Raw genomic sequence first — 21,725 nt, 5'->3', positions numbered from 1 at the left:
TAAAACAAAACGGATGATCCAATTTTAAAATTAAATAAAAACGAATTTTTCAATCAAAATTATTCATTTGAAAAAAAGCGGCAATTTTTCAAGATAAATTAAATCTTCACGGTCGGCAGCATCGCCTTCCGCCAAAATCACGGCTTTCCCGGCAACCGTGCCGCCTGCTTTTTGACATAATTCTTCCATTGCCGCCATGGATTCACCCGTACTGACAACATCATCGACCAAAAGCACGCGTTTGCCTTTCAAATATTCCATATCGCCGACATCCAAATAAAGCGTCTGCATTTTTTCAGTCGTAATGGATTTCACGTCAATCGCCACAGGATCGCGCATGTAAAGTTTCTTGCTTTTGCGCGCCAAAATATATTTTTTACCGGACCCGCGGGACATTTCATATGCCAGTGGAATGCCTTTGGATTCAGCCGTGAGCAAAACATCATAGTCCGACACTTTTTTAAGAAGTTCTTCAGCACAGGCGATTGTCAGTTCGACATCGGAAAAAATGACGAAACCGGCAATATCTAAATGTTCGTTGACAGGACAAATCGGAAGATGACGAGTGAGACCGGCAACTTCGAGTTCATAGGTTGAGTAAGGCTGTGTCATTTTTAATCTCAGCTAATTTGGAACTAATTAATTTAATTGTAATATCTTCTAAATCTGTACTACTGTTTATTAAAAATGCTGCAATATTCTCTTTTAGATCAGAATCAAATTTATTAAAATCGGGAGTTAAGACAAATTTTGAAATACGGGTATATGCTTCATCGTGAGGATAATATTCATCAATGTAATCTAAATACACTTTCCAGACCTCATAAGTGGATGTTCCAGAAATAGTTCCTTTAGATACGCATGATGAGATTAATCTTGCTAAATTAAAATCAGTATACTCATAATTTTGTTTCCACTTAAGATATGACTCTAAATTTGTTCTCTTCCAGTATCCTAAAATTTTCAATATACCTTTATCATTTGGAAAAAAGCCATCATTGGCTTCTTTTTGAATACGTTTTAAAACACACTCTTCAAGGTTTTTAAAACTTTGAATATCACTATATTGTGTTTTATTTTTTTCATAGATTAACATTATTGAAATTATAACTGACAAAGTTACTTCAGGATTATTAACTTCAGACATTATTAATTTAAATTTAGAATTATCATCTATCGGATCTAACATGTCTCGGATTGATAATTTTAACCGTTCGTGGATAGAAATACCAAATAGTTTCACATCATCATTTTTAAATTTAGACCAATTTTTCAACAATATATTAAAAATTAATGGAATTCGCGTAAAAGAATCAATATTAGATGTTGGAATGATTGCTTGCAAATGTTTTAAAAACAGATCCATTTGTCCTAAATCATTGATTTCTAATATTCTCTTTTCTAATTCTGATTCATCAGATTCAAAAACCAAATTAAGTAATTCACCTGAAGAAAAATCTTTACCAATAAATAAACGGAAATATTTATCAAAATGGTCAGGATTACAAATTTCATTTTCTAATAATGATCTTTTCGAATCATATGTGTTATAAAAATTCAAATTTGCTTGAACATCTTTGATTTTAGGGAACATGACTGATAAAATATCAATTATTTTTTGTTTATTGTCTTTTTCTCTCAAATTAGAAGTTAATTTATCACAACAGACATCAATTAACCTCTTATCATTCTCAAGAGACATTCCATTTGAACCACCGCATAACAAATTTTTATAAGAGGGTAATTTTGAATAAACATTAGGTTCTGAAATTTCAATAACCGTAATTGAAAACAAATCAACAATGTCAACTTTATTTTTTAATAATGAATATTTAATTCCAAAAGAATTTGAGAGTCTCGAAATATCTCTAAATGAAACAATTAAATCTTGCAATCCATTACGATACAGTCGATCAAATTTGCTTTGGTTTATTTTAGTATCATCATCAACTATTGACCTTAAGTTCTCAATTAATAAATCAAACAATATTGATTGATTCATGATTGGTAATTCCACTGGCAACTGCACAATTTTTTCAAGATATTTGTGACCAGAATCTTTAAGTTGGGTATCTCTAAGCGCATTGCATACAATTTCTGGATCAAAAGCTAGCAAATAAATCGTATGTGGAAAATTAGCTATTGATTTCACAAGTGAAAAAATAATACAAATTTCTTTGTTTGTTAAACGATCAATGTCGTCAATTATAATTATTAATTTAATATTTGCATTATTTAATTTTTCAATTAAATCTTGTTTAATAATTTTCACGTTTTCATTTTTAAATTCAGAGTAATTTTTTAGCTCAACCCCAAGTTTTTTAAAAACACTACCGATTTTAATATTTGAAGTCACAGGGACGTGATTTAATATATCAGAATATTTAATTACAGCATTAGCAACATTTGTAATTTTAGAATAAGGGCTTTTTAAAATTTCACTTGAAAGTTGCTTAAAAAACTCTGTAACTAATTGATTTTCATCAGAAAATATCCAAGGGTTAAAACGAAAAATAATTGGTTTCAAATATTCTCGCTCATCAGACATTTTATTTAAGTTAAGATGATTTAACCGATTTATTTCAGATTCAATCATATTTATAACAGATGTTTTACCTGTCCCCCATTTCCCATTTAAACTAATTGTAAAACTATTTTGAGATGTATAACACAATATTGTTTCAGCTAATTCTGTTGCAAAAGTTGACCTTTCCAGCAAGTCATCCTCTACTGAATCTATCGGTAAATCTGAATTTAACTCAGTCATAGTCAACACCATTTAAATTAATACAAACCGCCTTGTCGACTTTTCTCGCATTCTTCCGTGCTTCTTTCACACTCTTCCCTTTCGCCAAAGCAACTCCAAGCCTTCTCTCACCTTTAATTTCAGGTTTCCCGAACAAACGAATCTGCGTCTCTTTTTCTTCTAAAGCTTTTTCCAATCCGGAATATGAGATTTTATTTGATGTTCCCGTTCTGAATATTGCTTTTGATGCCGCCGGCCCATTTAATTTCACAACTTTGAAACCGGATTTTTTGCCTTTCTTTCCTTTCACGGTTTCTGCCGGAATCGGCAATTCTAAGAAAGCGCGTGTATGAAGCGCAAATTCAGACAAATCTTGGGAAATCATTGTCACCATTCCCGTATCATGCGGGCGCGGGGAAACTTCATTGAAATAAACGGTTTTGCCTTTCACAAAAAGCTCGACGCCGAAAATGCCGTAACCGCCGAGTGCTTTTGTGATTTTTCCGGCAATATTTCGCGCGCGTTTAAGCGCAACAGGATCCATTTTTTGAGGCTGCCAGGATTCGCGGTAATCACCGTTGATTTGAACGTGGCCGATCGGCTCGCAGAAAATCGTTCCCGACACGCTTTGAACCGTGAGAAGCGTAATTTCGTAATCGAATTCAATGAATTCTTCAACAATCACTTTCATTGGTTTGCTGTTACCGTTACTGTTACCGCTGCCGTCACCGCTGCCGTCACCGCTGCTGCTACCACGCGCTTCACGCTGAGATTTATCAAACGCGTCCTTGATTTGAGAAGCGCTTCGAATCACGCTTTGTCCTTTGCCGGAAGAGCTCATAATCGGTTTAATCAGACACGGGAATCCGAGTTTTTTGGCAGCATTTTGAACTTCTTCTTCGGATTCGGCGAAATAATAAGCGGATGTTTTCAGCTTTAATTTTTCAGCGGCCAGGCGGCGGATTCCTTCACGATTCATTGTTAATTGAACCGCTTTTGCCGACGGCACGACTTTGATTTTTTTGCCGCGAATGCCGGTTTTTTCAATTTCAGCCAGCGTATCGGTTGCAATCGCTTCAATTTCGGGAACAATAAAATCCGGCATTTCCTTTTCAATAATTTCGCGAAGTGCTGCACCGTCCGTCATTTGAAGAACATAAGAGCGGTGCGCAACCTGCATGGCCGGCGCGTTTTCATAGCGGTCAAGCGCGACAACCTCCACGCCGAGACGCTGAAGCTCAATCGCAACTTCTTTGCCAAGCTCGCCCGAGCCGCAAAGAAGAACTTTTGTTGCATTTTCCGAAAGAGGAGTACCGATTGTTACCAAAGAATCACCAATTCAATAACCGATTTAATAACCAATTCAATAATAATGAAACAATAAATGAAATAATAAATAATTAAACAATAAAAATAATAAATGAAATCAGAATTTAAAGACAACCGTCTTCGTTTCTAAATAATCATTCAGCGATTCATAGCCGTTTTCCCGTCCGAAACCGCTGTCTTTGACACCGCCGAAAGGCAACTCGGGAAGCACTTTTGTATGCTGGTTTACCCAAACAATCCCTGCTTCCAATTCTTCAAATCCTCTTTTCGCGCGGCGAATGTCATTTGTCCAAATCGAAGCACCGAGACCGAAATCGGAATGATTGGCTTCAAAAATCGCTTCATCCAAATCCGAAACCGGATTGATGACCATAATCGGGCCGAACACTTCTTCCTTTAAAAGCCCGGAAGACGGCGGTACATTTGTAATCACGGTCGGTTCAAAGAAATATCCGTTTTTAAACTCGTCACCTTCGGGAATCTTGCCGCCGGCTAAAATTTTTGCGCCTTCCGCTTTTGCGGACGCGACGAATTCAATCATTTGTTTTTGCCCGCCGGCGGAGCTGAGCGGTCCCATTGTCGTCTTTTCAGACAACCCGTTTCCGAGACGAATCTTGGAAACCGATTCCAAAACCGCTTGAACAAACTGATCAAAAACGGATTCAAAAACATAAATGCGCTTTGGCGAAATGCACGCCTGACCGCCGTTAAAGAATTTTGTTTGAACCGCTTTTGAAGCGCAGTCACGGATGTCAACATCGTCGCAGACAATCATCGCGTCGCTGCCGCCGAGTTCAAGCGTAACGCGCTTATTGTATTTCGCCGCTTCAACGCCGATGCTTCTGCCGGCATCAACGCTTCCTGTAAATGAAATTTTTCGGACCGCAGGCGATGCCGCTAATTGGCTGCCGATTTTTTCACCCGACCCCGTCACGACATTAAAAACGCCTGCAGGAAGTCCGGCTTGATGGAAAAGAGCGGCAAGTTCTAAAATTGTCAGCGGACAAACGGAAGACGGTTTGACAAGACAGGTATTGCCGGTCAAAAGTGCGGGAATCATTTGCCATGACAAAATCAATGTCGGCATATTCCACGGCAAAATTGAAACGCAAACGCCGAGCGGTTTTTTCAATGTGAAAGAATAGCTTTGATTGTTTTTGTTTTCAAAAAAATCAGTATGTAATGAAGAAGATAGTCCTGTAAAATAATCGATGACGCCGATGACGCCTTCAATTTCGCGCCGGGACTCTGTGAGCGGTTTGCCTTGTTCCTTTGTCAGCGTGACCGCCAGCTTTTCCAAATATTCTTTTTCTTTCAAAACGGTGGAAATTTCGGACAAAACGGCAGCTCTTTCGGCATAAGATTTTTGAGACCAAGGATTAAAAGCGTCGGCGCACGATTGAATTGCTTTTTCAACATCATCGGAAGAAGCGGATGAAACGGTTTCAATCAATTCGCCGGTTGCGGGATTGATGACATCAAAAGTTTCTGCCTGAATTGGGTTGTATTTTTCACCGCCGATAAACATAACATTTCGTCCTTGCTTGATTTAATAAATGAATATCAGGAATTGCCGCCCTTTTTATTTCAATCTTGTTATGTTTTGTTATGTTTTTCTGTTTATATTTTGTTTTATTTTGGTTCATTTTCAAACATGTTTAAAAAATTAATTAAATTAGTTTAAAAAATATCGAATTAAAAGATATAATTTAATTTTTAAACAATAAGTCATTTAAAACTAAACCGAATGATATTATTCAAACACACTTAATTGCAAAAAAGTTAAATGAAAAAAATTAAAATCTAATAAATGAATTTTAATTCATTAATTTATACAATTATTACATCAATTCACGATTTCACAATAATTCACAACATTTTTACAACAATTTTACAAAATTCATATTCATTAAATTTTCAAGAAGCAGGTCGGTTCAAACATGTATTTTGCAGTCATCGGAAACATCATTTCCGCCGAAAAAATGGTTAATAAAGAACGGTATGAAATGCAGAACAAGGTTGATGAAATTTTAACAAAAATCAACAAAGAATACAAAAACGATATTGCTTTTGATTTCAGATTAACGCTGGGCGACGAGTTCCAGGGTTTAATCAAAACAGCGTCAGCGGTTCTTGAAATTTTAGACAAGATCGAATATCTGGCAGACCCGCTCGAACTTCGTTTCGGAATCGGAATCGGCCCGATTTATTCGGGAATTAACAAAAAAAGCAGTCACCGCCCTGACGGCCCCGCTTTTTGGAATGCCGGATTTGCGATACAGCAGATGAAGAAAAACAAGAGCTACATCCGCCCGAAAATACTTTTTGAAACCGAAGACAACGAACGAAACAAAGACGTTTGGATCGAAGTCATCAACGAAAGCCTCAGCCTTTGTGATTTTATCGAACGCGGATGGACGGACAAACAAAAAAATATCATCCGAGAAAGCATATTCCGCTACGGCTACGACACGAAAGTGCCGCAAAAGGAACTCGCCGAACTTTTTGAAATTTCAATTCCGGCCGTCAACGTTCATATGAAAAGAAGCGGTTATTACAATTTTATGAATCTCAGAAAAGCAGTCAGCGACGCGCTTCAAAAAGAATGGGGCGAGATTGACACAGATTAAACGATTGAGATTCATTTTATTTGTAAAAACGGGTTTTCCTTTTTCTTATTTTTGAAAAACGGTGCGGCTCGCGCGCGGCGGCGAGGCGCAGCAATGGCAGTAATGCAAATGGGAGGTAGCATTGCCCACGTTCGCGAAGCGAACGGATGTGATAAGAAAGAGCAGATGCATGTAGCAACGCAGAACAGAGCAGATAAAGCGAATGTGCAAACAAATCTGTTAATTAAATCGGTTTTTCAATTTTGCTGTATCGAATGGGTACGAATCCGCAAATTTCCGTTCCTCATTTCATTCGGAACGTAAATTAGCGGGTGGTTGAATCGGGTTATAATAAAATAAATAAAAAAATCAATCGTTGGAAATCAATTATTAAAAAATGGAACGATTACCCTTTCGTAATAATATCGTAATCAACATTTGCTTTAACCAACTGAGGCACTTTCCCGACAAAACCGATATTTTCGCCTTGGATTAAAACAGCGCCGTCAATACCGTCGACATTTGAAACAACCGACAGCGCGTTTTCGATATTTTCCGCGCCTTGTTCTTTGAGCGCGTTGCCGAGTGCTGTCGCCGCGGAATCGGCAAGCGGCAGATTTTTTGAAAAGATGATGGCAGCATCGGCTTTCCCGAAACTGATAGAAGGGCCGACAGTTCCCGAAGACGTGCAAATGCCGATGATTTCATCGGACGGATCAACGGAAAAGCCGAGATTTTGAACGCTGCCGCTGCCGGCGTAAATTCCGACGACAGTCGGTTTATCGGTTTGATTGAAAATCGCCATATCGCCGCCGTTGTCAACCAGCGCAAAAGACGCGCCGCATTTTTTCATTTTTTCAACGGCAGCCCCGGCAATCGTTCCGGCAACCGCGCTCATCGGGCCGATATCAAACGTATTGCCGGCTTCAATCATTTTCAAAATCAACGGCGGCGCGTTTTTATCAATATCGTAAGCTTCAAGCGTCACTTCAAAAAAAGGATTCTGCGCAATATAATTTTCAATAATCAAGCGGCTTTTGAGAATTTCCTCTTTGGCAATGTCAATAAATTCGGTTTTGTCCGCCAAAATTGTGACAATCGTTTGCTTAAACTGAAAATGCGCTTTCTGATACATGATTAACGGTTGAAATGATTCTAAATTAAAAATTAAATTAAATTAAATTAGAAATTAAATTAGAAATTAATAAAAATAAAGTTCAAAATTAAATGAAAAATCAAAGGAAGGAATCGAAAACCCGACTCCCTGCCATTTCGTTTAATTTTAAAAATTTTAAATTTTAGAGCGAATTTTGTCCATACGGCCGACCGCTTCATTGATGCGGTCAACTTCTTTGGTCAGCGCGAAGCGGACATAGCCCTCGCCGGCGCTGCCGAAGCCGACACCGGGCGTTGCGACAATTCCGGCTTCTTCCAAAAGAAGCTTGGCAAAGCTCATAGAGTCAGTGTGTTCCGGAACCGGGCACCAGAGATAGAATGTGGCTTTGTTGGGCTTCACTTCCAAACCGATTGAGGCGAGACCTTTGACCAAAACGTCGCGTCTTTCCTGATAGACTTTGTTCATGTCAGAAACACACTGCTGAGAAGATGTCAGCGCCGTGATTCCTGCGCGCTGAACAGCGTCAAAAACACCCGAGTCAATGTTGGCTTTCACTTTTCCGAAGCCGGCAATCATTTCTTTGTTGCCGACCGCAAAGGCGAGACGCCAGCCGGTCATGTTATACGTTTTAGACATGGAATACATTTCAATACCGACATCCATCGCGCCGTCAACTTCCAAAAAGCTCGGCGATTTGTAACCGTCATAAACCATTTCGGAATAAGCGTTGTCGTGAACGACCAAAATGTCATTTTCCTTCGCGAATTCAACGGTTTCTTCAAAGAATTTTTTATCGGCAACAGCGCCGGTCGGATTGTTCGGATAATTGATAAACATCATTTTTGATTTTTTGAGAACATCCTTGGGAATGGCTTCATAGTCGGGCAGGAAATCGTTTTCGCCGAGAAGAGGCATGTCATAAGGAACGCCGCCCGCGAATTTTGTGCCGATCGAATAAACCGGATAACCGGGGTTCGGGCAAAGAACAACGTCTCCCGGATTGACGAACGCGAACGGAACGTGCGCGACACCTTCTTTGGAGCCGATGAGAGACAAAACTTGCGTTTTCGGATCAAAATCAAGACCGCGGGTGTCTTTACACCATTTTGCGGCGGCTTCGCGGAAAGACATGAGACCTGTATAAGACGGATACTGATGGTTTTTCGGATCCGCGACTGCCTGAATCATGGAGTCGACAATGTGTTTAGGTGTCGGTCTGTCAGGGTCGCCGACGCCCAAGTCAATGACATCAACGCCTTTGTCAATCAAGGCTTGTTTAGATTCGTCAATCGAAGCAAAAAGATAAGGCGGGAGCGTTTTAATCCGGTCTGCGTATTCCATAGGCAATCACTTAAAATGGTTTAATAATTTTTTAATTAATTTTATTTTTGAATTATTTTAGTTATTTTCATTAATTTTATTCAATATGTTGAATAATTAATACAATTTATGTTTTCGTCTTGTGGGGTATGAGATTCACTATTTAATATTTTGCGCCTTGCTTTTTTCATTCAGATAAACGTATTCGGCACGAAAACGAAAAAACAATTGGCGACGAAACCTTTTTAAAATGACAAATTGTTTATTGGGTCAGAGATTATCTGTTTGAATATCACGAATTTTAATTTATGTTTAAATTTAGGATTACATTTGAGAGGTGAAATGATGCGTCATGTCATGGAAATGGTCGGAAACGCAAGAGTTGTTGTCGAAAACGGCAAAGTGATTGAAGTCAGCGAACCCGAAATTACATGGTGCTCTCTTTTTGAAAAAGCGCGCGGGATTCAAAAAATAACGCCCGAAGAAATCAAAAAGAACATGGAATTCCGCATTGAAAAATTCGGTTTGTTCACGCCGAATCGTCTGCTGGACGATTTTGAAGATTTTGTCGGCTTCGGCGCGTCTGAAACAATGATGTCAGGCCTTCAGCACGGCATTATTGATACGTCTGTCAGCGTCTGTGACGGCGCGGGAACGGTCATCACAAACAATCCGTCTCTCGTTCAAGGAATGGGTGCCCGGATGTCAGGTCTCGTTGAAACGTCCCCGATTCCAGAAACGATTCAAAAAATCAAAGACCGAAACGGTATTGTTTTAGATGAAACAACGGCTGTCATTGACCCGTTTGCCGGCGCAAAAAAAGCAGTCGACCTCGGTTATAGAAAAATCGCAGTCACAACAGCAAACGCTCAAACCGCCGCAGAAATCCGTGAAATTGAAAAAGAATATAATGAAAATTCCGGCGGTTACGGCGGCGTTTCTTTTACAATTATCGGCGTTCACACAACCGGTCTCTCAAGAGAAGAATCAAAAACAATGGCGGAAAATGCCGACATCATTACGCTTTGCGCTTCCAAATGTCTTCGGGAAATCAAGCCGATGCTTCAGGTCGGCACATCCGTTCCGCTGATTGCGCTCACGCAAAACGGCAAAGAATTGCTTTTGGAACGCGCCAAATACGTCAACAATTCCCTTTTAGTCAACACAATGCCGCTCCCGTATCTGCCGGAGCAGAAACAGCCGAAATAAAGAGAATAAAAATAGAAGAGAAAAACAGGAAAGAGAATAAAAGAGGAAAATCTTTGATTCCCGAAAATGAAATTTATGATTTGATTGTTGTCGGCGGCGGCCCGACCGGATCTGTTGCCGCGCGATACGCGAAATTAAACGGCATTGAACGCGTTTTGGTCGTTGAAGAGAATTCAAGCATCGGCTCACCTGTTCAATGTGCCGGTCTTCTCAGCGTTGCCGCTCTTCGGGAAACAGATATGGATCCGGATTCCGAATCGGATTCTTCTTTTATATTCAACGCCGTGAAAGGCGCAAAAGTCTATCCGCCGTCCGGAAAACAACTTAAAATTGTCGGAAAAGAAACGAAAGCGTATGTCGTTTCCCGAAAAATGTTTGACAGGAAACTGGCCGAAAAGGCGGCAAACGAAGGCGCGGAATATTTAATGAAAGCGCAGGCAGTCGGATTAAACGATGTTGTTTTTACAAATGATTCGGGAGAAATCAAATGCAAAGCTTTGGAAATTCTTCATGACGGCGTGAAAAAAACATTTTACGCCAAAATTATCATTGCCGCTGACGGTGTTCGAAGTCGGATTTCAAAACTTGCCGGTCTTTCACCTTGTGAAAAAGTTTTATCGGGAATTCAAATTGAAGCGAATTATCAATCGGAAAATCCGGAATTTGTTGAAATGTTTGTCGGGTCAGAAGCCCCCGGATTTTTTGCATGGTCGATTCCGGCATCTGAAACAGTTTCAAGAATCGGGCTTGCGGTTGATCCGAAACTTCAAAAAAGGGAAAAAAATCAAAAAGATGAAAAAAACGGAAATACGATTCAAATATGTTCAGTTGATAATGATTCTGCTGTCAGTTATCTTGACCGCCTTCTTTTAAATCCCGTCATTGAAGAAAAAAGAAATTCGGGATATTCAGATTTCGTTGTCGGCGGCATTCCGATCGGCCCGATGAAAAAAACATACGCTTTAGGATTGATGGTTGTCGGCGACGCGGCGGGACAATGCAAACCGATTTCAGGCGGCGGCGTTTACACGGGTGCGGTGGCTGCTAAAATTGCGGCAAAAGTTGCGGCGGAAGCGATTAATGAAAATGATTTTTCGGAAAAGAAAATGGCTGAATATGAAAAACGGTGGAAAAAGGAACTCGGGCGGGAATTGGATATCGGGATGCGCGTTCATGATTACAGAATGAAACTGACCGATGAAGAAATGAATCGGATTTTTGACGAACTTAATGATCCCGAGATTTTAAATTTGATTACCGAATACGGAGACATGGATCATCCGTCTGTTTTGATTCAAAAACTGATGCTTTCCAAACATTCATTGAAAATGATGAAGTTATTCGGAACTTTTATTAAAACGCTATTTTAATTCAGAAAGCTATTTTTATAACAAAGGCATACATTACTTCGTGAGCGTAAAGGATAAATTTGCAATGTTGGTGCTGTTACTCCTTTTAACGGCAGTTTTGAGTTGTGTCGGCTGTATAGAGTCTTCTTCCGAAAAAGAAGAAGATACAGTGATGAAATGTTCAAAACCCTTTGTTAACGCCAGTATTTCTTGCAGTCAGAATGAAGACGGAGAAATCATTTGCAACGTCGTTTATTGGATTTATGATAATTACGAAATCGACGAAGAAAACGCCACGTTTAATATATCCGGAAATACGGTTCAAATTCATCTTCCGACGGTCAAATATGAGAATTATGATGACTCATGTTACCGTTATTTTGAAGCAACGGAAATTAATCTCGGAAAGAAAGAGCTTTTTGAAGAACAAGGGATGTATTTTGTTTCATTGGAAGGAAATCCCAACCAAATCGGAAAATTCATTTTTGAAAACGGAAGTTTGTACAACTTCGCGCCCGCACGCGTTGAAGCCATTCAAATCGTACAAGACAAAAATATGATTAAAACTGTTGTCAAAACATTAACCGGCGATGAACAAATTTTCACAATTGATGTTGAAAACGCAACATATTCAGATAATTTTGATGAAAATAAAACGTTCACGATTCAGGTTTCCGAGAAAAAACTGGATTACAAAGAGTTGATGACATTCATCGGCGTTTTTTCAACGCAGGAATTTGAAATCATGCCGCTTGATGACTTGGAAAACGGAAATTATACAATAAAAGTGAATGATCAGGAAGCAACGTTTGTGGTCAGAAATCACAATATCGTCAGAATTTATAATTTTGAGAAGTGAACGGATACATAATTCACGTATCCCTTTCTTTTTTTGAACGCTTTCGTTTGTGATATTTTTGAAAATATCACGTCGGGTTTTGATATTTTTTAAAAACGGTGCATTTTGCGCGCGATGACCGGCAGGAACTGAACAGGACCTGCAAGGCAGTAGCGTGAAACGGCATCGGCAAGGTAGCAGCGTGAAACGGTATCGGCAAGGTAGCAGCGGTACGTTCGCGTAAGCGAACGGATGTGATAAAAAAGAGCAGATGCACGCAGAAATGCCTCACATGCGACAAAATTTGATTGTAAAACAGTTTTTTGTTTTTGCTGTATCGACTGAGTACGAATCCGCAAATTTCCGTTCCTCTCTTCGCTTTGCTCAGATCGGAACGTAAATTAGCGGGTGGTTGTTTTGGGTTTCAGCGAAGCTGATAAAAATCACGAAGCGATTTTCTGCAAACACTGCCCTCCCTCTGCTCATGAAAAATTGTGAGCGAAGCGATCAATTTTTGCAAACTTCCGTTCCTCACTTCGCTTCGCTCCATTCAAAATCGAAAATTAGCGGGCGGTTGTATCAGGTTTTATTCTTTTCAAAAAAAGCACTTTTCTTAATTAATAAATGACTCTTGAGATTTATTTCAATCTCAAGAGTCTCATTGAATTCAAAACCGCAATCAATGTCACGCCGACATCGGCGAAAACGGCCTCCCACATTGTGGCGATGCCGAAAACGCCGAGCACCATGAAAATTGTCTTGATGCCGAGCGCGAAGATGATGTTTTGATAAACAATCTTTTTTGTCTTTTTCGCAACATCAAAAGCATCTGCCAACTGCGTCGGGTCGCCGGTCATAAGAACGATGTCTGCCGCTTCGACCGCGGCGTCTGATCCGACACCGCCGACAGCAATGCCGACATCCGCGCGCGTGAGGGCAGGCGCGTCGTTGATGCCGTCGCCGACAAAAGCGACTTTCGCTTTCGGATTTACGGATTTTGTTTGCGTCTCGATTTCTTCAAGCGCGTCAACTTTCTGATGCGGCAGTCGTTCCGTGTAAACGGTGTCCAATCCGAGATCGGCGGCAAAAGCGTGGCCGACTTTATCGGTGTCGCCCGTCACCATAATCGTTTTTTCAACGCCGAGCCGTTTCAGGCGGGAAAGCGCGTCTTTGCTGTCGGGTTTGACAACATCAGAAATCGCGATTCGGCCGGCGAAGGTGCCGTCAACGGCGACATAGATATGCGTTTCCGTCTCTGCCGTCAATCCGACAGACAGCAAATCGGGAACAGCGATATTTTCCTGCGCCATCAGCTTCATGTTGCCGACAAGAATTGTTTTTCCGCTGCAAACGGCTTTGATGCCGAGACCGGCATATTCCGTGTGATCGGAAACTTGAGATGTTCCGGCAAAGCCGACACTTTCATCTTCTTTTGCAGCGCTGACGATTGAAAGCGCAATCGGGTGGTTAGAGAAGGATTCCGCGGCGGCGCTGAATTTCAAAATTTCCTTTTCGGAATAAACCGCGCCGGCCGGAAGATCAATTCGAACGACATCAAAAACGCCTTTTGAAAGCGTTCCGGTTTTGTCAAAAATAACCGTTTTGACTTGCGTTAATCCTTCCAAATAATTGCCGCCTTTGATTAAAACGCCTTTTTTGGACGCGGCGCCGATGCCGCCGAAATAACTGAGCGGTACTGAAATCACAAGCGCGCAGGGGCAGGATATGACAAGAAAAACCAAGCCGCGATAAATCCATTCATCAAAAGTCGCGCCGGGAAGAATAAGAGGCGGAATCACGGCAATCAAAACGGCTGCCAATGTCACAAGCGGCGTGTAATATTTTGAAAAGCGCGTGATGAATTTCTCTGTCGGCGCTTTTTTGGAAGCTGCGTTTTCAACCAAATCCAAAATTTTGGATGCCGTTGACTGGTCAAATGATTTTTCAACGCGAACCGTCAAGGTTCCGCTTTTATTGATGCTTCCCGACAAAACCATGTCCCCTTCACGAACCGTTCTCGGGACAGATTCGCCCGTCAACGCTGATGTGTCCATGAATGAATTGCCGGACAAAACGATTCCGTCAAGCGGCACTTTTTCACCGGGCTTGATGAGAATATTGTCGCCGATTTCAATGTCATACGGGGAAACGATTTCATAATCGCCGTCGGCATTGATTTTATGCGCGTAGTCGGGGCGTATGTCCATCATATCATAGATGGATTTGCGTGAACGGCTGACGGCAGCTTCTTGGAAGAGTTCGCCGATTTGGTAAAAGAGCATCACGGCAACCGCTTCGGTAAACTCGCCGAGCGCGAACGCGCCAAGCGTTGCAATCGTCATGAGGAAATTTTCATCGAAAAACTCGCGGCGAACGATTCCCCGAATCGCTTTGTAAATCACATCGCCGCCGATAATCAGGTAAGCGATGATGAAAACAACGTATTCGACCGGTGCCAAATGAACGATCCCAAAGGTCGAGAAAAACGGAATTTCCGTGCCGTGAGAGATGTGAATCAAAATGCCGATCAAATAAATGAGAACACCGGCTAAAATTCGTACCGCTCTTTTTCGATCGATATGTTGAAAGAAGGAAAAACGGCTTTTCTTTGCGCCGGATTCGTCGGGTCGAATTGCATCGTTTCCGCCATGTGAATCACAGCACCCATCATCGCAGGAAGAAGCGGATTTTAAAACAAACGCTGACCGTTTGTCTTTTTCCAATACTTCAACATGTGATTCAATCGAATGAACGATTTTTTCAATTTCGGGTTTAATGTCACCGCTGTAACCGTCTTTCAGTCGAATCGTCAGCGTCGCGGTTGCAAAATTAACCGATGCTTCTTCAACATCATTTAATTTACCGACACCGGTTTCAATTTTTCCGGCACAATTGGCACAACCCAACCCTTTTAACAAATATTCCCGAGGAACAGAAACATTTGAAGGTTTAGCCGTTTGTTTGGTTTTTTCAGAACCAATTGTTTGGTTGGTTTTTTTAGAAACAACCGTTTGTTTGATTTTTTCAGAAACGATGACATCTGATTCAATCGAATGAACGATTTTCTCGATTTTCGGCTGAATATCGCCGCTGTAATCATCCTGAAGCTCAACAATGAGGGTTGCGGTTGCGAAGCTGACGATTGCTTCTGAAACGCCGTCCAATTTACCGACGGCGGTTTCTATTTTTGCAGCGCAGTTGGCACAGCCCAGCCCTTTCAAATTGTATTCTTTTTTTATCATAAAGCACACCAAAAAATAATGCGTGTGAAAAATTGTACCTATTTTTCATAAATTTCATAACTTTTTAATTAAAAGTGTTACGAATTATTAAACAAAAACCGACTTATATAAAAGTAACCCAAGATGTTATGAAAAATATGTATTAAAAATAACACTTTGGTGATACAAAAAGAACCAAAAAATAATAAAACGTGGAAAAATCGAAAAATGTTTGAAGGAAAATGAAAAATGTTGGGGAGAAATTATCTGCCCAACTGCGCATGTGCGCGCGCCAGATGACCGGCAGCCTGCGCCGCAACGAGAGAGACTTCCCCCGCTAAAACGGCAGCTGTAACAATCTCTGAGAGCGCAAGGGCATTCGCACCCGGCACTTCTCCTGCGCCGGCAACACCGAGCAGCTTCAAACATTCCTGCTGCGTTGCGATAGATGTGCCGCCGCCAACCGTGCCGACTTCAACCGCAGGCATTGTCACGGAGCAGATAAGGTCGCCGTTGTCAGCCAAGTCCATTTCTGTGACACAAAGACTGCCTTCAACGACGTGCGCCGGATCCTGACCGCAAGCCAGGAAAACAGCTGCGACAATGTTTGCGGCGTGCGCGTTAAATCCAAGCGCGCCGGCACGCATTGAGCCGATAAAGTTTTTGCGGTAATTCACATCAAACATGGATTCTGCTGTGCATTTGAGCGTTTCTTCGATGAATGAAGCGGATAAACGGGCTTCGGCGATGACGGTTTTGCCGCGGCCGAGAATCGCGTTAATTGCGGTCGGTTTCTTGTCGGTGCACATATTTCCGGAGAGAGAAACGCACGGCACGCCTTTTTCATCGGCGATGAGTTTTGTAATCGCTTCAGACGCGATTGTAATCATATTCATGCCCATGGCGTCTTTGGTGTCAAAACCGAGGCGGAGGTGAACGTTGTTTCCGCTGACAAACGGCTGAGCTTCCAAGAGCGCGCCGAAACGGGTTGTCGCGTCCGCTGCTTTTTTCATTTTATCAAAGGTTTCGGGCAACATCAGCCAGTCGTAAAAGTCTTTTGTTTCTCCCAGGCTGCCGAATTTGAAAACAGGCGCGCGTGTCATCATATTTTTAAACACGCGAACGGTTGCGCCGCCGGATTTTGTAATGATGGAACAGCCGCGGTTAACGCTGGCAACGAGTGCGCCTTCGGTTGTTGCAAGCGGCAAATAATAATTTCCTTTGGCGTAATCGCCGTCGATTTTAATTTCACCGGCAACGCCGAGCGGGATTTGAACGGCACCGATAAAGTTTTCGATGTTCTTTTTGGCAACCGCTTCGGTGTCAAAAGTATAAGTTGAAACATGGTCCAAAGAAACATTTTCCTTTGCTTCCAAATAGGCACGGCGCAATTTGGCCGAGCCGTCTTTGTCTAAATGATCTTCGATTTTGCGAAGCGAGATCTCGCCGGAAAGCATCTTTTCAAGAAGCGCTTTCTCGTCAGCCGTCAATTTTTCTGTTGTGGACATGAATACCAATCTCCTGAAAACGATTAAGAATAGAATGAATAAATAAAGAATGAATAAATGATGATAAAATATGATTCTTTTTGATTGTTGCGGTCTTGCAAATCGTTTTAAAAACAAAATAATTTAATAAATTTAAAAATAAATTGTGAAAATGACAAAACGGCAAATATTGTTTGAAAAATCAAACATAGATAACCAATTGACCTTCTTCGGTGTATTCAATCAGCGTGTTTGTCAGTTCTTTGGTTGTGATGATTTCCGTTCCGGGAATCATTTCATCCGGCGTCATGCCGATGATTGAAGCTGCCAATTCGCAGCATTTGATTTTTACCCCGAGATCTAAACATTCCTGAATCTTATCATCATAATTTTGTGTGCCGACTTTATTCTTTTTTGTCAGAATTGCCCCCATCGGACCCCAAATCATAATCGTCGCATCGATTCCGCGTTTTCGATAACAGCGCGCAAAACGTAAAGCATGCTGAGGCGCTGTGCTTTCATACACCATATCGTTGAGTAATATCAAAACTTTTGTAACTTTGGACATGACGGACCTCTCGTCAATGAATAATCATGAAAAACGAATCCAACTTTATCAGACTTATATTTATAGATAACCCAAAAAACCAACCGAAAATGTGTAAAATGAATGACAAATTAAACAAAAAAATGACAGATTAATCCGGCAAAATCCGCGGCATCGTGAGCGTGCGCGAAGGCGACACGTTTTGATATTTTTTTAAAAACGTGATTCGTTTTTCATAATATGCAAAACGAAAACACTAAGGTGACAGCAAAAATGGAAACAGGGAGGTGACAACGCAAAACGGAAACGGGAAGGTAGCAGCGCAAAACGGAAACGGGAAGGTAGCAGCGCAAAACGGAAATGGGAAGGTAGCAGCGCAAAACAGAAGCAGGAAGGTAGCAACGCAAAACAGAAGCAGGAAGGTAGCAACGCAAAACAGAAGCGGAAGGTAGCCGTGCCCACGTTCGCGCAAGCGAACGGCTGTCATAAAAAAGAGCAGATGCACGCAGCAGCGCAGAGATCGGAACATAAATGTAAATTGATTTGAGAAAGGGATTATTCATTTTTGCTGTATCGGATGGGTACGAATCCGCAAATTTCCATTCCTCACTTCGCTTCACTCCGTTCGGAATGAAAATTAGCGGGTGGTTGCTTCGGGTTTAATTATTTTGTCAAAACCCGAACATCCGTTTTTCAATATTATTAAACCCGAACGCCGGTTAAAATCAAAAAAAGAAAGATTCGAATTAAAAAAGGCGTTCGATTTTTTGTTAGTAAAATGAAAAATAATGTTCGATTGATTTCGAAAATTAAATGAAATAATGAAAGATGAAATAAAAGATGAAATAAAACAAAACAAAAATTAATGGAAAATAATTGAAAAAAGATAATTAAAAAAAGAGAATTGAAAAAGAGAATTGAAAAAATGAAAAAGTGATTGTGTTATTTCACAATCACGATAACGGCTTCATCGACATGGAGTATTTCAATTTCACGACCGGCTGAAACCATTTCTTTTTTAATTTCAATTGAATCGGCACCGAGTTCAATCTGTTCACCGCCGGCGGTCACAACGACTTTCCCGGCAGCCTTCATTTCTTCAGCTTCCTTCGGGGGCAACGCTTTGAGCGCGCCGATGACGGCGCCTGCTTTGTCCCTGAACATCGGACCGAGCATACCCATGTTGGGTTTCACCTCAACCGGAACAGATTCAAATTCGGGCGCGCCTTCAATGAGATCTGTCGGAGACGTCACGGTGTTTGAAATGTCAGCCGCGTCAACGACTGCGTTGTAGATTTCAATCTTTTTAAGCGGCGCGTTAAGTGCCATCTTGTTGTCGGATTTGTAGCAGCGGATTGCGCTTGTGATGCCTTTGATGAGTTCGCCTTTTTCTTCCGCGTCGGCGGGAAGACCGTCAATTTTTGCCGGCCAGCCCTGCTGATGAACACTTCCTTCACCGATTCTGGAATACATTTCTTCAGCCAAAAACGGCGTAAACGGTGCCAGAATCTTGGTCAATGTTGAAACAGCGGTAAAGAGCGTAAAACGGGCGGCCGCTTTTCCGTCAGCGTCAGCGCCATACAAACGGCCTTTGACAAGTTCAATGTAGTTGTCAGCCAAAACATCCCAAGCAAAAACGCGAATGGCTTTAAACGCGTCGTCAAACTTGTAAACTTCCATCGCGCCGGTGACATCGTCAATCAAGCCGTTGAGCTTGGAGAGAAGCCAGTAATCAATTTGCTTCAATTTAGAAACGTCAAAGGAAGCTGCGTCTTTTGTGCCGAATCCATCCATGTTAGAGAGAGAGAAGCGGTAAATGTTCCATAATTTTTGAATCAATCTGGAAGCGGAAACAACATCATTCCAGCGGAACATAACATCGGATCCCACACTGCCGCCGAGCGCGCCCCATTGACGGAAAGCGTCAGCGCTGTGTTCAATCAAAACATCTTCGGGGGAAATGATATTTCCGAGAGATTTGCTCATTTTGTGACCGTCGGGACCGAGAACCATTCCGTTAATCATGATGGTGTCCCACGGAATTTTGTTTTCAATCGCTTTGGCGCGAAGAATCGTGTAGAACGCCCATGTCCTGATAATATCGTGACCCTGCGGTCGAAGCTGTGTCGGCAAACGGAGTTCGTGATCGCTGTCCCAACCGCTCACGTGAAGCGCAGTCAGAGACGAATCCATCCATGTGTCAAAAACATCGGTTTCGCCGTGGAAGTCGTTCGCGCCGCATTTCGGACAGGCGACCGGCGGTTTTTCCTGCGTCGGGTCAATCGGAAGCCAAGAATCGTCTGCAATCAATACTTCATTACATTTATTGCAGTACCAAACCGGAATCGGCGTTGCGAAAATGCGCTGTCTGGAAATGCACCAATCCCATTCCATCGTACTGGTCCAGTTTTCGAGACGGACTTTCATGTATTCCGGAATCCATTCGATTTGATCAGCACCGGAGAGAATTTCTTCAGGATTGACTTTAACGAACCACTGCATCTCGGAAAGGATTTCAATGGGTGTTTTGCAGCGCCAGCAGAGACCGACATTCTGATCCAAATCCTGCTGTTCGTAAAGGAAGCCATTGCAGCGCAAGTCTTCAATAATGTTGGCCTTGCATTCGGGAATGCTCATACCTTCATATTTGCCGGCAGCGGCGGTCATCTTACCGTTTCTGTCAATGGCTTTTGTAATCTTGAGATTATGTGTTTTTGTCCAGCGAATGTCCTGCTTGTCACCGAATGTACAAATCATAACAGCACCGGTACCGAATTCGGCGTCAACATCGACATCGGGAATCACCGGCACTTTTTGTCCGAAAATCGGAACAACAAGCTCTTTGCCGACAAATTTGCCGTATCGTGCGTCATCGGGATTCACGGCAACAGCCGCGCAGGCGCAAAGAAGTTCGGGTCGGCTGGTCGCGATATGAACTTTTTCATTTTCGTCTTCAGCCAATGAGAAATAAAGGAAATTGAGTTTAGTGACGTTTTCGCGGTACTCGACTTCGGCAAGCGCAATCGCGGTTTCACAGCGCGGGCACCAATTGACCGGATGTTCTTCGTGGTACACGTAATTCTTTTCATGCATTTTCAAAAAAGAGCGCTGGGTTTTGACATAATAAGACGGTTCCATCGTGATGAATTCGTTGCTCCAGTCATTGGAAAAACCGAGACGCTTCATCGTGTTTCTCATCTTAATGATGTTTCCTTCCGTCATCTCCTCGCACATTTTTCTGAATTCAGCGCGTGGCACTTGATTCTTTGTGATGTGATGCGTTTCTTCAACTTTCACTTCCGTCGGCAAGCCGTGGCAGTCCCATCCCTGCGGGAACATGACATTGAATCCGCGCATACGCTTGTAACGGGCAACGAAGTCGATGTAGCACCAGTTAAGCGAGTTGCCGATATGGAAATTGCCCGTCGGGTACGGCGGCGGCGTATCGATAATATACTGCGGTCTTGTTTTGTCAGCCCAGTCAAAATGATACATGGATAAATCCCATTCATTCATCCATTTAATTTCGATTTCGGCGGCATTGTATTCTTTCGGAATTTCAGAGCCGGTCATAAAAATAAATCTCCTGTTTCTAACTTGTTATTGATTTAAAAAATGTAATTTAATTTTAAGAAATAGGAGTGTAAACATTACTTAGGTTATAAAAAGGTTTTATTTGAACAACACACAAGATGAGAATATGTTCCGGTCTGTCTGACTGCCAAAGCTCTTTATTATTACTCTCTTACTCTCTATTACTCTCTATTAAGTTCCCCACTTTAATTAATTTTGAAACAGAAATGAGTTACTAAAATAAAATACAAAAAATCATAATTGGAAGAATTAAAAAAGATATTTATATGCAGGGAACTATTTTGAATTTGACAAGATTTATTGTCAAATCCTCTGCATACTTTTTTGTATACAGAGCCGAAACAACTTTGTTTCGGATG

At 41.6% G+C, this 21,725-nt stretch carries 17 protein-coding genes; 4 read left to right on the top strand and 13 right to left on the bottom strand.

All coding sequences use genetic code 11. The features are described from left to right. Nucleotides 1-63: 63 nt before the first annotated feature. The 4 genes from C7391_RS06425 to C7391_RS06410 all read right to left on the bottom strand — a co-directional run bounded on the left by C7391_RS06425 (nucleotide 64) and on the right by C7391_RS06410 (nucleotide 5,603). Nucleotides 64-612, bottom strand: a complete 549-nt coding sequence (locus C7391_RS06425; protein WP_133517716.1) for a phosphoribosyltransferase family protein — start codon at nucleotides 610-612, stop codon at nucleotides 64-66. Further along, nucleotides 587-2,767 (bottom strand): KAP family P-loop NTPase fold protein, encoded by a 2,181-nt coding sequence (locus tag C7391_RS06420; RefSeq protein WP_166627434.1) that lies wholly within the window; start codon nucleotides 2,765-2,767, stop codon nucleotides 587-589. Before C7391_RS06420 ends, C7391_RS06425 begins: the two co-directional genes overlap by 26 nt. Then, complete coding sequence (gene purT, locus C7391_RS06415) at nucleotides 2,760-4,073, bottom strand: formate-dependent phosphoribosylglycinamide formyltransferase (RefSeq protein ID WP_133517714.1); 1,314 nt, start codon at nucleotides 4,071-4,073, stop codon at nucleotides 2,760-2,762. The genes C7391_RS06420 and purT overlap by 8 nt, the downstream gene beginning before the upstream one ends. Nucleotides 4,074-4,172: 99 nt before the next feature. After that, a complete protein-coding gene (locus C7391_RS06410) occupies nucleotides 4,173-5,603 on the bottom strand; it encodes an aldehyde dehydrogenase family protein (protein WP_133517713.1) in 1,431 nt (476 codons plus the stop codon). A 412-nt stretch (nucleotides 5,604-6,015) separates the two neighbouring features. On the opposite strand from C7391_RS06410, the gene C7391_RS06405 reads away from it, so the two are divergent. Further along, nucleotides 6,016-6,705 carry a SatD family protein gene (locus C7391_RS06405; RefSeq protein ID WP_133517712.1) on the top strand — a complete coding sequence of 230 codons (690 nt, stop codon included), beginning with the start codon at nucleotides 6,016-6,018 and terminating at the stop codon, nucleotides 6,703-6,705. A gap of 45 nt (nucleotides 6,706-6,750) precedes the next feature. Here the strand turns inward: C7391_RS06405 and C7391_RS08595 are convergent, their stop codons facing one another. The 3 genes from C7391_RS08595 to C7391_RS06395 all read right to left on the bottom strand — a co-directional run bounded on the left by C7391_RS08595 (nucleotide 6,751) and on the right by C7391_RS06395 (nucleotide 9,142). Further along, nucleotides 6,751-6,876, bottom strand: coding sequence for a hypothetical protein (locus tag C7391_RS08595; protein ID WP_263295317.1), 126 nt, complete (start codon nucleotides 6,874-6,876; stop codon nucleotides 6,751-6,753). Nucleotides 6,877-7,090: 214 nt separating this feature from the next. After that, complete coding sequence (locus C7391_RS06400) at nucleotides 7,091-7,819, bottom strand: UPF0280 family protein (protein WP_133517711.1); 729 nt, start codon at nucleotides 7,817-7,819, stop codon at nucleotides 7,091-7,093. Between the two features lie 156 nt (nucleotides 7,820-7,975). Next, nucleotides 7,976-9,142, bottom strand: a complete 1,167-nt coding sequence (locus C7391_RS06395; protein ID WP_133517710.1) for an LL-diaminopimelate aminotransferase — start codon at nucleotides 9,140-9,142, stop codon at nucleotides 7,976-7,978. A 324-nt stretch (nucleotides 9,143-9,466) separates the two neighbouring features. On the opposite strand from C7391_RS06395, the gene C7391_RS06390 reads away from it, so the two are divergent. From C7391_RS06390 to C7391_RS06380, 3 genes are all read left to right on the top strand, one after another. Then, nucleotides 9,467-10,330 (top strand): methanogenesis marker 8 protein, encoded by an 864-nt coding sequence (locus C7391_RS06390; protein WP_133517780.1) that lies wholly within the window; start codon nucleotides 9,467-9,469, stop codon nucleotides 10,328-10,330. A gap of 53 nt (nucleotides 10,331-10,383) precedes the next feature. Continuing rightward, nucleotides 10,384-11,700: a geranylgeranyl reductase family protein gene (locus tag C7391_RS06385; RefSeq protein ID WP_223611015.1), complete on the top strand. Its 1,317-nt coding sequence runs from the start codon at nucleotides 10,384-10,386 to the stop codon at nucleotides 11,698-11,700. 64 nt (nucleotides 11,701-11,764) lie between these two features. After that, a complete protein-coding gene (locus C7391_RS06380) occupies nucleotides 11,765-12,538 on the top strand; it encodes a hypothetical protein (protein WP_133517709.1) in 774 nt (257 codons plus the stop codon). 89 nt (nucleotides 12,539-12,627) lie between these two features. On the opposite strand, the gene C7391_RS06375 is transcribed toward C7391_RS06380, so the two are convergent. The 6 genes from C7391_RS06375 to C7391_RS06350 all read right to left on the bottom strand — a co-directional run bounded on the left by C7391_RS06375 (nucleotide 12,628) and on the right by C7391_RS06350 (nucleotide 21,345). Then, complete coding sequence (locus C7391_RS06375; protein WP_133517708.1) at nucleotides 12,628-12,876, bottom strand: hypothetical protein; 249 nt, start codon at nucleotides 12,874-12,876, stop codon at nucleotides 12,628-12,630. Between the two features lie 279 nt (nucleotides 12,877-13,155). After that, complete coding sequence (locus C7391_RS06370) at nucleotides 13,156-15,759, bottom strand: heavy metal translocating P-type ATPase (RefSeq protein WP_133517707.1); 2,604 nt, start codon at nucleotides 15,757-15,759, stop codon at nucleotides 13,156-13,158. A gap of 242 nt (nucleotides 15,760-16,001) precedes the next feature. Next, nucleotides 16,002-17,246 carry a hydroxymethylglutaryl-CoA reductase (NADPH) gene (gene hmgA / locus C7391_RS06365; RefSeq protein ID WP_133517706.1) on the bottom strand — a complete coding sequence of 415 codons (1,245 nt, stop codon included), beginning with the start codon at nucleotides 17,244-17,246 and terminating at the stop codon, nucleotides 16,002-16,004. Between the two features lie 181 nt (nucleotides 17,247-17,427). Next, complete coding sequence (locus tag C7391_RS06360; RefSeq protein WP_133517705.1) at nucleotides 17,428-17,793, bottom strand: DsrE family protein; 366 nt, start codon at nucleotides 17,791-17,793, stop codon at nucleotides 17,428-17,430. Nucleotides 17,794-18,005: 212 nt separating this feature from the next. Further along, nucleotides 18,006-18,335, bottom strand: coding sequence for a hypothetical protein (locus C7391_RS06355; RefSeq protein ID WP_133517704.1), 330 nt, complete (start codon nucleotides 18,333-18,335; stop codon nucleotides 18,006-18,008). A 379-nt stretch (nucleotides 18,336-18,714) separates the two neighbouring features. Then, complete coding sequence (locus C7391_RS06350) at nucleotides 18,715-21,345, bottom strand: valine--tRNA ligase (RefSeq protein ID WP_133517703.1); 2,631 nt, start codon at nucleotides 21,343-21,345, stop codon at nucleotides 18,715-18,717. Nucleotides 21,346-21,725: the final 380 nt, after the last annotated feature.

The organism is Methanimicrococcus blatticola, from assembly GCF_004363215.1.
Taxonomy (GTDB): domain Archaea; phylum Halobacteriota; class Methanosarcinia; order Methanosarcinales; family Methanosarcinaceae; genus Methanimicrococcus; species Methanimicrococcus blatticola.
The sequence above is the reverse complement of the archived record's forward strand: the minus strand, read 5'-3'. Positions and strand labels throughout refer to the sequence as shown.